Below are 12,227 nucleotides of genomic sequence, written 5' to 3'. Positions count from 1 at the left end.
ATCCGTAGCTCAGCTGGATAGAGTACTCGGCTACGAACCGAGCGGTCGGAGGTTCGAATCCTCCCGGATGCACCATATTCTCCGAGATAACAGCCATACTGTTGTTTCATGGTCTGCGAGACAATCGCAAGCACCAGGGGGGATAACGTTGCGTTAGCAACGGCCCTAAGGGTGAGGCGCAGCCGAGTAATCCTCCCGGATGCACCATTTACTATTTTTGAACGCAGTACCCTGATGCATCCGTAGCTCAGCTGGATAGAGTACTCGGCTACGAACCGAGCGGTCGGAGGTTCGAATCCTCCCGGATGCACCATCACTTCTTGTCATTCCCCTCAGCAGTTTAATTGTTCGTCATACTCTTTCTTATCCCAGCCAGAATCAGCGACAAAAACCCTTACATACGATAAAGTAACGTTTTGTAATCCTTCTGCGAGAGCACGATGTACGCACAGTATGACGGCCTGATCTTCGATATGGATGGCACCCTCCTCGACACCGAACCGACGCACCGCAAAGCCTGGGATGATGTTCTTGGCCGATATGGTCTGCGTTTTGATTTAGAAGCGATGGTGGCTCTTAACGGCTCGCCGACCTGGCGTATTGCGCAGGCGGTCATCGAGCTGAACCAGGCCAGTCTGGATCCACACATGCTGGCGCGCGAAAAAACCGATGCGGTAAAAGCGATGCTGCTGGATACCGTGCAACCGCTACCGCTGATTGAGGTTGTTAAAACCTGGCACGGTCGCCGTCCGATGTCGGTGGGAACGGGCAGTGAAAGCGCGATTGCTGAAGCTCTACTGAGCCATCTGGGCCTGCGTCATTATTTTTCTGCGGTCGTTGCTGCCGATCATGTGGCACATCATAAACCTGCACCGGATACCTTCCTGCTTTGTGCAGAGCGGATGGGCGTAGCGCCTGCAAAATGCGTCGTGTTTGAAGATGCCGATTTCGGTATTCAGGCCGCGCTTGCCGCAGGAATGGCTGCCGTGGACGTCCGCTTACTGTGAGTGACGTGCTGTCACTAGCCTCTTTATTCGCCAGCAGTTTTTTAAGCGCCACGCTTCTGCCCGGTAATTCCGAAGTTGTGCTGGTTGCCATGCTGCTATCAGGCCTCAGTCAGCCCTGGTTACTTGTAGTAATAGCAACAATGGGTAATAGCTTTGGAGGGCTGACTAACGTTATTCTTGGGCGATTCTTTCCGCTACGCAAAACATCGCGCTGGCAGGAAAAGGCAGCGGGCTGGCTAAAACGCTATGGCGCTGCCACGCTTTTATTAAGCTGGATGCCTGTAATAGGTGATTTACTGTGTCTGCTGGCGGGATGGATGCGCATCTCCTGGGGGCCAGTGCTCTTTTTTTTATGCCTTGGCAAAGCGTTGCGCTATGTTCTTGTGGCGGTCGTCACTTTGCAGGGTATGACGTGGTGGCACTAATTGGACTGTTTGTGACCTTGAACCATGACAATTATGCTAAATAAAATGATTTTGACAGGCGGGAGGTCGAATTGATCCCGGACGTATCACAGGCACTGGCCTGGCTGGAAAACCACCCTCAGGCTCTGAAGGGTATTCAGCGTGGTCTTGAGCGCGAAACGCTGCGCGTTAACGCGGATGGCAGTCTTGCAACGACGGGCCACCCACAGGCGTTGGGTTCGGCGCTGACACACACATGGATCACCACCGATTTCGCCGAAGCGCTGCTGGAGTTCATTACGCCGGTAGACGGTGATATTGATCACATGCTGACGATTATGCGCGACATTCACCGCTACAGCGCCCGCAATCTGGGTGACGAGCGGATGTGGCCATTGAGCATGCCGTGCTACATCGACCAGGGTCAGGACATCGAACTGGCGCAGTACGGCACCTCAAATATCGGTCGTCTGAAAACGCTCTATCGCGAAGGATTAAAAAATCGCTATGGCGCGCTGATGCAGACGATTTCTGGCGTGCACTATAACTTTTCGTTGCCGATGGCATTCTGGCAGGCGAAATGCGGTGAGACGGATAAAGAAGCGATCTCTGCGGGTTATTTCCGCCTGATCCGCAACTACTATCGCTTTGGCTGGGTTATTCCGTACCTGTTCGGTGCATCGCCGGCGATTTGCTCCTCTTTCCTGCAGGGCAAACCGACCACGCTGCCGTTTGAGAAAACCGACTGCGGGATGTATTACCTGCCGTACGCAACCTCTCTGCGCCTGAGCGACCTGGGTTATACCAATAAGTCGCAAAGCAATCTCGGAATTACGTTTAACGACCTGCACGAGTATGTGGCAGGATTAAAGCGGGCGATCAAAACCCCGTCGGAAGAGTACGAAAAGATCGGACTCGAAAAAGACGGTAAGCGCCTGCAAATCAACAGTAATGTTCTGCAGATTGAGAACGAACTGTACGCGCCGATCCGCCCGAAACGCGTTACGCGCAGCGGTGAAACACCGTCTGATGCGCTGCAACGCGGTGGCATTGAATACATCGAAGTGCGTTCTCTCGACATCAACCCATTCTCGCCGATTGGTGTGGATGAGCAGCAGGTGCGCTTCCTCGACCTGTTTATGGTCTGGTGCGTGCTGGCCGATGCGCCAGAGATGAGTGCCGACGAATTGCTGTGTACGCGCACTAACTGGAATCGCGTGATTCTGGAAGGGCGTAAGCCTGGCCTGACGCTGGGCATTGGCTGCGAAACCGCTCAGTTCCCGCTGGCGAAAGTGGGTAAAGATCTGTTCCGCGATCTTAAGCGCGTGGCCCAGACGATGGACAGCGTGTACGGTGGTGAGGAATACCAGAAAGTCTGCGACCAGTTGGTTGAAAGCTTTGATAATCCAGACCTGACGTTCTCGGCGCGTATTCTGCGTTCGATGATCGATCAGGGGATTGGCGGCACCGGACGTTCGCTCGCGGCGCAGTATCGCGATAGTCTGCAGCAGGAGCCGCTGGAGATATTAAGTGAAGCGGATTTTGCCGCTGAACGTGAAGCCTCTGTGGCGCGTCAGCGTGAGATTGAAGCGGCGGATACGGAGTCGTTTGCTGCGTTTCTGGCGAAAAACGCCTGACAGAAAAGAAAAAGGCCACATCGCTGTGGCCAAAATAACATCTCTGAAGAACAGGGATGATGATAACAAATGCGCGTCTTTCATATACTCAGAGTCGCGTTGGTAAGAAGAGTTCAGTTTATTTTAAAAAAAATCACTTTCGGAGGTGACGTATGCCGTTATTAGATAGTTTTACTGTCGACCATACCCGTATGGAAGCGCCTGCTGTACGTGTTGCGAAGACCATGCATACTCCGCATGGCGATACGATCACCGTATTCGACCTGCGTTTTTGCATTCCGAACAAAGAAGTGATGCCGGAGCGCGGCATTCATACCCTGGAGCATCTGTTCGCCGGTTTCATGCGCGATCACCTCAACGGCAATGGCGTTGAGATCATCGATATCTCCCCGATGGGCTGCCGTACCGGTTTCTATATGAGCCTGATTGGTGAGCCGCAGGAAGCCCGCGTCGCTGACGCCTGGAAAGCGGCGATGGCCGATGTGCTGAAAGTGAAAGAGCAGAACCAGATCCCGGAGCTGAACGTTTACCAGTGCGGTACCTACGAGATGCACTCTCTGGAAGAGGCGCAAGAGATTGCCCGTCATATCCTTGAGCGTGATGTTCGCGTGAACAGTAACGAAGAGCTGGCACTGCCAAAAGACAAGCTGCAGGAACTGCACATCTAGTCGATCACCCGGCCCTCAGTATTGAGTGCGCCGGGTGTATTTAATAACCGCCGTAATTAGTTTCTTTATAAATTCCTAAAACAATATCTCTCGTTGTGAATCCTTTTTTTTGTGTCTATTATTGCTGCCAACATATGGTAGTTATTTATATATATCACATCTATGGATAATGATGGTGACATCCATTTATCGTAATTATATATCGTTGCGATAATGATAGCTCTGTTCATATTCATGGAGTGAATGATGATTCAGAGGGATATATGAAATTTCATTTTACTGGCTCCGCGATTCTATTTTCTGCACTTTTACTTTCAGCATGCAGTTCGACCACCCCCACTACGCCAATCGCCAAGGCCCCTGCTGAGCGTAAGCAGGAAGCACAGTGCTATCAGGAGTTTTCGGCGCTGCAAAAACTAGACCCCGTTGCGTATGAGTCTTACCGCAAGCAATTCGATAATATTAATAAGAATTATAAGATTTATGAGGCAAATAAATCGCTGGTGGATGAGAACGCTTCTGAGGTGATGCTGACGGAGATTAATAAAAAGTTATCATTAGTTTGTGTCAGGATCCGCAGTACCGTCTATTCCAATATGATGAACCGCGCGAATGAAATGAATAAATTATGAATAAATATTTTAGTGCAGCACTTTGCTGCGGATTATTACTGTCGACAGGGACGTCGTCTTCTGCAGGAACAGAATTGCTGGATCAGCTGAATAAAGAGAACATTATCGGCAATGATTCACCCAATCCCTTTATCGCACCTGAAGTGACCCCATCAAGACACCAAACGCCCTCATCGCTCCCTGCACCCGCTCCGCCTAAAGCGAAGCCTGCGCCTGTTTCTGAAGCCCGATCCCGACAGGCTGCAGCACGGGATGCGCAGCGTGCGGCCCTTGCGCAGGAGAAGCTGACACATCTGAGCAGTCAACTCCAGACGGCGAAGGATAAAATCGCCGCGCTAAGCCAGGCGTTGGCCGCGGTTCAAAATGAAAAAGCCGCCCTCGAAAAAGCGGCGGCAGCCGGGCAGAGCCGCAACGATCATAGCGAAGACATGCTCGCGCTGAAGAAACAGCAGTCAGAGACCAGTGCGCAAAAACTGGCGTTGGAAAGCCTTGTTGCGACGCTCAAAAACGCGTCCAGTGGTGCAAAAGAGAAGAGTGCCGCTTTAGCCGCACAGCTCACGCAGTCAACAGACCAACGTACAGCGTTAAGCAAGCAGCTCGCCGATGCCCAGAATCAGATAAAAGTCCTTGAAGATCAGCTGACCGCCATAAAATCGTCCAGCACCGGCGACAAGCAAAAAAGCGTTGAGTTAACGGAACAGTTGAACAAAACCTCCGCCCAGGCGAGTGATATTGCACAGCAGCTGGATACGCTCAAAAAGCAGAAGCTAGAACTGGAAACCGTGCTCAAAAACGAGCGTATAAAAGCGGATATCGTGGCCAGCCAGTTTGAGGATGCGAAAAAGCTTATCGCGGCTCAACAGGCGCAGTTGACAGTCCAGCAAACCGATGCCGGCAGCGAAAAAGAGAAAACATCCCAGCTGGTGAGCAAGCTGGACGCGGCGGACAAAGACTTTGCCAGCCTGAAAAAACAGCTCGAAGAAACTAAAGCGCAAAATGCCGCCCTGCAGCAACAAGCCCAGCAGCAGGATAAAAGGGTACAGGAGCTGACGCTTGCCAGCCAGCAGGCAAAAGCCGAAGCCGGCAAAGATGCCCCAGCGACGAAAGGCGTGAAAATTGATGCCGCTAGCGGGAAGGATACCCGTACCAGCTACGCGGTAGGGACGTGGTACGGCGATAACGCTTCGCGTGAAAAAGACAAAATGACCAGCGTGGGTAAAAAGCTGGATCTCAATGCCTTCATGCAAGGCTTCAACGACAAGGTCAATAATAAGGTCCAGCTGACGCAGGACAAAATATCCAGTGAGCTGATGGATCTCGATAAGCTGCAGAAAAAGCAGTTCGTCTCCACCAAAGCGGAAAACGAGAAGCAGAGTAAAATCCTGCTCGATAAAGCGGCGAAAGAGCGGGGTGCAGTGAAGACGGCGGAAGGTTCGGTATACCGGATCGTTGAAGTGGGTGAAGCGCCGCTGGTCACCACGAACAGCGATATCATCACTGAGCTGAATGAAGTGCTGGGTACGGGCAAGGTGATGTCTGACAAAGAGATCCGCGCCACTCACGTGAAAGATTTGCCGCCGCTGTATCAGACGGTGGTCAAAAAGCTGGGGCTTGGCGGCGTGGCGAAAATCCATATCCCGGCGAAGCAGGCTTACGGCGAAGCGGGTATCCCGGGCTTTGTCCCGCCGGGTACGGTTTCGGTGATCACCATTAAGATTGTCGGCATCAAATAGCACACCGCTTAAGCATAAAAAAAACGGATCTGCATGCAGATCCGTTTTTTATTGTCGCAAGGCAGCTTAGTGCGCGCCACCGCCTTTGCCACCCGCCCCGAACGGCGGTTTGGCAAACCATATCAGTCCCAGCAGCACGATGAACACCCCCGCCGACATCCAGAAGATCTCGTTGGCCGAGATAATCAATCCCTGAGCGGTGATCTGCTGTGCAATCCAGCCGGACGCCTGCTGCTGCGTCATCCCCAGATCCTGCAGCTGACCATACACTTCCTGAGCCTGCGGATTGAACGGATTCACCGATTCGGTCAGCTGCGCATGGTGCAACGACTCCCGGTTGGTCCACATGGTGGTGGTCATCGAGGTCCCGATAGACCCCGCCAGGGTACGCATAAAGTTCGACAGACTGGATGCCGCCGCCATCCGTTCCGGCGGCAGGCCGGAGAGCGTAATGGTGGTCAGTGGCATAAAGAAGCACGCCACGGCAAAGCCCTGGATAAACTGCGGCCACGCGGAGGCGCCAAAGTCCATCCCCGGCTCAAACGTATACGCACGCCAGTAGAAGCACACCGCATACATAATGAAGCTGAACGTCACCAGCCGACGCATATCGAGCTTATGGGCAAAGCGACCGATAATCGGCGACAGCAGTACCGGGATAATCCCGACCGGCGCTGACGCCAGCCCCGCCCAGGTTGCGGTATAGCCGTATACCTCCTGCAACAGCTGTGGCAGCAGCACAATGGCGCCAAAGTAAAGCATGTAGGCAAGGCTGATACACAAACAGCCGATGGTAAAGTTGCGCGACTTAAACAGCGAGAGATCGACTATCGGGTTATCGTCGGTCAGCTCCCAGACAATCAGGAAGCTTATCGCCACCACTGCCACCACGGTCAGGACGATGATCTCCTGCGAGGCAAACCAGTCCAGCTCTTTGCCGCGGTCGAGCATGATCTGCAGACTGCCGATGCCCAGAACCAGCAGCGCCAGCCCTACGCCATCAATGCGTCGCTGCTCGATGCGGGTTTCGCGGCCACGCAATGACTGCAGGGTCAGTAGCACCACTACCGCACCAATCGGCACGTTGATAAAGAAGATCCAGCCCCAGTGGTAATTATCGCTGATAAAGCCGCCCAGAATCGGCCCGCAGATTGGCGCGACGATCACCGTCATCGACCACAGCGCAAGCGCGATAGCGCGTTTGGCGGGCGGATAGTTGTTAAGGAGCAGGCTTTGCGACAGCGGGATCAGCGGCCCGGCCACAATCCCCTGGATCACGCGGAAGAAGATCAGCATGGTAAGGCTGCTGGACATCCCGCACGCCCAGGAGGCGATAACAAAAGCGATGGTCGACCACAGGAAGAGTTTCACTTCCCCGACGCGCTTTGCCAGCCAGCCGGTAATCGGGATGGAGATAGCGTTCGCCACCCCGAATGAGGTGATCACCCATGTCCCCTGGCTCAGGGATGAGCCAAGGTTCCCGGCGATGGTCGGGATCGCCACGTTAGCGATGGTGGAGTCCAGCACCTGCATGAAGGTCGCCAGCGACAGCGCAATGGTCATGATAACCAGCTGCGCGCCTTCCAACGGTTTTTGCGGTTTTTGCTGTTGCATAACGCTCACCTTCGGATTAACCGGCGTTTGCCTTCACGATGTCCTCGATCAGCTTATTCACCGGCTCAAGGCTAATTTCACGGGCATTACTTTCGTAAGCCGGATTGGTACGCGCCTGATTTGCCAGCATCTGACCGTCGCGGTTAGCGGTATCAACCGTCACCAGCGTCGACAAACCGATACGCAGCGGATGATCGGCCAGCTGCTTCTCGTCCAGCTCGATACGTACCGGCAGACGCTGAACCACTTTGATCCAGTTCCCGGTGGCATTTTGGGCTGGCAGCAGAGAGAAGGCGCTGCCGGTGCCCATATCCAGGCCGACAACTTTACCGGTGTATTTCACCTCGTCGCCGTAGATATCGCTGACGACCGTCGCCGACTGGCCAATACGCATATGCGCCAGCTGGGTCTCTTTAAAGTTTGCGTCAATCCACAGATGCGTCGCCGGAACCACCGCCATCAGCGGCGTTGAGGTGCTGATCTGCGCCCCAGGCTGCACGGCACGGCGGGAGACATAGCCGGTCATCGGGCTGACGATTTTGGTTCGCTCCAGCGCCAGCCAGGCATTGCGCACGTCGGTTGCAGCCTGTTTCACTGCCGGTTGCTGATCGAGCGTGGTATTCAGCACCATCGCCTGGTTGGCGTTGAATTGCTGAATAGCGACGTCGAGCTGGGCCTGAGCACTGGCTACCGCATCACGAGCGTGCTGCAGCTCTTCGCGGCCAATCAGGTTAGCACTGCCGAGCGGTACGCGACGGTTGAAGTCGCTTTGCGCCTGGGCCAGCGCCGTTTTTTGCACGTCAATGCTGGCCTGCAGCTGCTTGCTGTTGATCATCTGCTGACGGGTCTGACGCACGCTCGAGGCCAGCACGGTCTGGGCTTTTTCAAACGCCTGCTGGGCATCCGTGGGATCCAGCGTCACCAGCACATCGCCTTTCTGCACAAAGTCGGTATTGTCAGCCCAGACTTTCGTCACGCTGCCCGACACCTGCGCCATAATCTGAACCTGGTTCCCTGCCACGTACGCATCATCTGTTTCTTCAGAATGACGCAGTACTAAAAACCAATAAATCCCATATGCCACGGCAATAATAATAAAGAGCAAGGTCAGCACGAGAAGGGCGCGCTTGCGTTTGCCTTTCTTGTTAGCTGGTTGCTGCGGGGTGATGTTCTCCGCATTTGCGCTCATGTTTTTCTCCACGATCTTATTTTTCACATCGGCTGAGCCGACCTGTTATCAGAAAGGCCAGCAGTATGACCTGCTGGCCTGTCGGTTTTCTTTTTATGAATCTGGATTTTAGAGCGTGTCGTCGCGTTAGCGCAGCGCCTCAAGGATGGCGCCATCTTCATCCATCTGGTCCAGACGGGTGAGCAGCTTGCGCGTGATCTGCTCGAGCTGTTCTTTCTCGGTGCCACTCAGAGAAGACCAGAGTTGATGCAGACAATGGTGCTGAGGAGGAAGGACCTCACGCAGGAAATCGTGACCTTTCTCGGTCAGTTGCAGATGCAGACAGCGACGGTCGTTGTCGCTTTCACGGCGCTCAATCCAGCCGCGTTTTTCCAGCTCATCGGCAATACGGGTCGCATTGGTACGGGACGAGCCCAGCGCGCAGCTTAACTCTGATGGCTGGATGCTGTGATTTTCCTGAGACTCCAGGGTAATCAACGCCATAAATAACGTCTCGTTAATCCCTTGAGCTTTCAGCATCTTATTGCGATTTTCCAGCAGCTTGCCCTGCATGTGCATGCAGAGACGCGTTAACAGGATTTCCTGATAAGGGAAATCAGCGTAGCGACTGGCGCGGAATTTAAGCATTTGTTCAATGGGCGTAAACGAACTATCCATTTGGGCATAACCTCATTAATTACAGCCGATATAGTAACGACAGTGACAAATAATGTAAATGAATTATTTGCGCGGAATAAATCCGTCAGACAAATCTCACTGTCATCAAGTGCCGGGTAGATCCGTGACCCGGTAAGCACAGAAGGGAGGGGATTACACTGGCAATACGGGGATTTACTCTCAGAAATTAACTATTCATGCGGTTTTTTAATACATTCCCCACATATAAATTCCTGATGTAAATGATTCAGTCACCTTAACAGACTGAGGGGCGTCTTAATACCCTAAGACGCCCCAAACGAATGTAAACCTTAGTGAATTGCCTGCTGGAGATGATAGCCGCGCCACCAGACCAGTAGATTCAGCACCGCGACCACCACGCCAGCCGCGCAGACGCCGCTCCAGCCGGCATGTTGCCACGCCGAGGCAGAAATCAGGGAACCGGCAGCACCGCCGATAAAGTAGCTGGTCATGTACCCAGCGGTCAGACGGTTACGCGCATCCGGCTTGACGCGGTAAATCACGGTCTGGTTGGTGATATGCACCCCCTGGACGGTGAGATCGAGCACCAGGATCCCGACAATCAGCGCCAGCACCGAGACGTGTCCGTACCAGATGGCTGCCCAGGAGAGCAGCAGCAGTACCAGTCCGGCGGTAGTGGTGAGGTGCGATTTCCCCTTATCCGCCAGGCCGCCCGCCGGTCGTGCGCCCAGCGCGCCCGCCGCGCCCGCCAGGCCAAACAGGCCAATCATCCCCTCGGAATAGTTAAACGGTGGGGAGGCGAGCAGGAAGGCCATTGAGGTCCAGAGGATGCTGAAGTTGGCGAAGGTAAAACAGCCCAGCAGCGCACGGGTGCGCAGCAGCTTATCATGGGTGAACAGGCTGAAGACCGAGCCGAGAAGCTGCGGGTAGTTGAGGGTATTTTCCTGCTTCACTTTCGGCAGGCCGCGCCAAAGGGCCAGCGCCATAAAGACCATCAGCACTGACGCCACCCAGTACACGGTACGCCAGCCACCGATGCCTGCCAGCAGCCCCGAGACGGTACGCGCCAGCAAAATCCCCAGCAGCAGGCCGCTCATAATGGTACCCACCACTTTACCGCGCTTATCCGGTGATGCGAGGGTCGCGGCCAGCGGCACCAGAATCTGCGCCACTACCGAGAACAGGCCGGTCAGGGCGGTACCGAGGATCATCATCGTCAATGACTGACTGGAGGCGGTGATCAACATCCCGCCTGCAGCCAGTAGAGTCATGGAGACGATCATCGCCCGGCGTTCGAACATATCACCCAGCGGAACGAGGAACAGCAGGCCCACCGCATATCCGAGCTGGGCGGCGGTGACGATAAATCCGGCGGAGCTGGCCGAGAGTGAAAAGTTGCGGGCGATGGTTTCCAGCAGCGGCTGCGCATAGTAGTTACTGGCGACGGTCAGACCGGTTGCCACTGACATCAGCAGGATCAGTGCAGGGCTAAGCCCTTGATTGGGTTTTGTCATTAGGTTTTTGAAATCATTAGTTGAGTGATTATTTTTTCGGAAACCATAATAACGGATGCAGGCAGAGGAGGGGAATTTTGTGGTGATGGATTGTGCGGTTTGAGGCCCTCACCCTAACCCTCTCCCACAGGGAGAGGGAACTCAATCACCCTCTCCCTGTGGGAGAGGGCAGGGTGAGGGGAAACGAACTTACTTCTGCGCTGCCAGCGCCTCGTTCACCCAGCCGTCAAACTGCTGCTGGTGGGCTTTGATCCAGCCGTCAACGTGGCCCTGGACATCGGCTTCGGACGATTTGCCTGCATGCATCATCGCGTTCTGCGCATTGATATCCGCCAGCGGCAGTTTCATTACCGAGAACAGCTTCGCCGCCGCCGGGTTTTTCTCGGCCCAGGCAAGGTTCGCCACAATATGCATGGTGTTCACCGGGAAGCCATAGTTCATGCCGTTAGGCAGTTTGGTGTCGATACCTTTCTGCTCGCCCGGGAGGGAAGAGAACGGTACCTGCAGCCAGACCACATCTTTACCCGGCTTCATCACGTCGCTCACCCAGTACGGCGTCCAGGTGTAGTAAATAACCGGCTTGCCTTCTTTGAAGCGGGCGATGGTGTCGGCCATCATCGCTGAGTAGTTGCCATGGCTGACGGTAACGGTCTTCGCCAGGTCGAACGCCTCGTTCTGGTGATTAATCACCGCTTCACAGCCCCAGCCCGGCGAGCAGCCCATCATGTCGGCCTTGCCGTCACCGTTGGTGTCGAACAGTCTGGCAATCTTCGGATCTTTCAGCTGTTCAATATTGGTGATGTGGTACTGGTCGGCGGTTTTTTTGTCGATCAGATAACCCTGCGCGGCACCGGTCACGAACGTCCCCTGGCGATAAAACTTCTTATCGCCGCCCGCTGCGGCATACATATCATCATGCAGCGGCTGCCAGTTCACCGCCGTAAAGGTGGCGTCACCCGCAGCAATCGAGGTGTAACCGACGTTGTAATCCACTTCGCTCGGCTTGCTGACGGTGTAGCCCAGCTTCTCCAGCGCCCGGCTCACCAGCCCGGTCTGGAATGACTCTTCGGAAATGGTGCTCTGAACCGGTTGAACGGTAATGCCTTTGCCAGGCAGGTCAGCAGCAAAGCTGCTGGCAGAGACAAGGGTGGCAAACGCTGTGGCAAAAAGTACGTTATGTCGCATCGTTG

General features: G+C 54.4%; 11 protein-coding genes and 1 tRNA gene. 7 read left to right on the top strand and 5 right to left on the bottom strand.

All coding sequences use genetic code 11. From position 1 onward, the window contains the following. The first annotated feature begins 236 nt into the window (after positions 1-236). The 7 genes from ACRDD5_RS04335 (at position 237) to ACRDD5_RS04305 (ending at position 6,081) form a co-directional block, all read left to right on the top strand. A tRNA-Arg gene (locus tag ACRDD5_RS04335) sits at positions 237-313 on the top strand. Between the two features lie 127 nt (positions 314-440). Beyond that, on the top strand, positions 441-1,007 hold the full coding sequence (gene yqaB / locus ACRDD5_RS04330; protein ID WP_438676042.1) for a fructose-1-phosphate/6-phosphogluconate phosphatase: 567 nt from the start codon (positions 441-443) through the stop codon (positions 1,005-1,007). Then, positions 1,004-1,432 (top strand): VTT domain-containing protein, encoded by a 429-nt coding sequence (locus tag ACRDD5_RS04325; protein ID WP_271281893.1) that lies wholly within the window; start codon positions 1,004-1,006, stop codon positions 1,430-1,432. The genes yqaB and ACRDD5_RS04325 overlap by 4 nt, the downstream gene beginning before the upstream one ends. Positions 1,433-1,503: 71 nt before the next feature. Next, positions 1,504-3,048, top strand: a complete 1,545-nt coding sequence (gene gshA / locus ACRDD5_RS04320; protein ID WP_271281894.1) for a glutamate--cysteine ligase — start codon at positions 1,504-1,506, stop codon at positions 3,046-3,048. 152 nt (positions 3,049-3,200) lie between these two features. Continuing rightward, on the top strand, positions 3,201-3,716 hold the full coding sequence (gene luxS, locus ACRDD5_RS04315) for an S-ribosylhomocysteine lyase (protein ID WP_271267416.1): 516 nt from the start codon (positions 3,201-3,203) through the stop codon (positions 3,714-3,716). A gap of 263 nt (positions 3,717-3,979) precedes the next feature. Further along, complete coding sequence (locus ACRDD5_RS04310) at positions 3,980-4,348, top strand: hypothetical protein (protein ID WP_271281895.1); 369 nt, start codon at positions 3,980-3,982, stop codon at positions 4,346-4,348. Further along, positions 4,345-6,081, top strand: a complete 1,737-nt coding sequence (locus ACRDD5_RS04305; RefSeq protein ID WP_438676041.1) for an FKBP-type peptidyl-prolyl cis-trans isomerase N-terminal domain-containing protein — start codon at positions 4,345-4,347, stop codon at positions 6,079-6,081. Before ACRDD5_RS04310 ends, ACRDD5_RS04305 begins: the two co-directional genes overlap by 4 nt. Before the next feature lie 66 nt (positions 6,082-6,147). Here ACRDD5_RS04305 and emrB read toward each other — a convergent pair whose 3' ends face one another. The 5 genes from emrB to proX form a co-directional block, all read right to left on the bottom strand. Next, on the bottom strand, positions 6,148-7,695 hold the full coding sequence (emrB, locus tag ACRDD5_RS04300) for a multidrug efflux MFS transporter permease subunit EmrB (protein WP_271281897.1): 1,548 nt from the start codon (positions 7,693-7,695) through the stop codon (positions 6,148-6,150). Between the two features lie 16 nt (positions 7,696-7,711). Continuing rightward, the gene (gene emrA / locus ACRDD5_RS04295) at positions 7,712-8,884 is read right to left on the bottom strand and encodes a multidrug efflux MFS transporter periplasmic adaptor subunit EmrA (RefSeq protein WP_438676040.1); all 1,173 of its coding nucleotides are present in this window, start codon (positions 8,882-8,884) and stop codon (positions 7,712-7,714) included. Positions 8,885-9,010: 126 nt separating this feature from the next. Continuing rightward, the gene (gene mprA / locus ACRDD5_RS04290; RefSeq protein ID WP_271281899.1) at positions 9,011-9,541 is read right to left on the bottom strand and encodes a transcriptional repressor MprA; all 531 of its coding nucleotides are present in this window, start codon (positions 9,539-9,541) and stop codon (positions 9,011-9,013) included. A gap of 311 nt (positions 9,542-9,852) precedes the next feature. Beyond that, on the bottom strand, positions 9,853-11,037 hold the full coding sequence (locus ACRDD5_RS04285; RefSeq protein ID WP_271281900.1) for an MFS transporter: 1,185 nt from the start codon (positions 11,035-11,037) through the stop codon (positions 9,853-9,855). A gap of 189 nt (positions 11,038-11,226) precedes the next feature. Further along, the gene (proX, locus tag ACRDD5_RS04280; RefSeq protein WP_271281901.1) at positions 11,227-12,222 is read right to left on the bottom strand and encodes a glycine betaine/L-proline ABC transporter substrate-binding protein ProX; all 996 of its coding nucleotides are present in this window, start codon (positions 12,220-12,222) and stop codon (positions 11,227-11,229) included. Positions 12,223-12,227 lie beyond the last annotated feature (5 nt).

Origin of the sequence: Silvania sp. (assembly GCF_051656365.1) — a bacterium.
Taxonomy (GTDB): domain Bacteria; phylum Pseudomonadota; class Gammaproteobacteria; order Enterobacterales; family Enterobacteriaceae; genus Enterobacter; species Enterobacter hatchlandensis.
The sequence above is the reverse complement of the archived record's forward strand: the minus strand, read 5'-3'. Positions and strand labels throughout refer to the sequence as shown.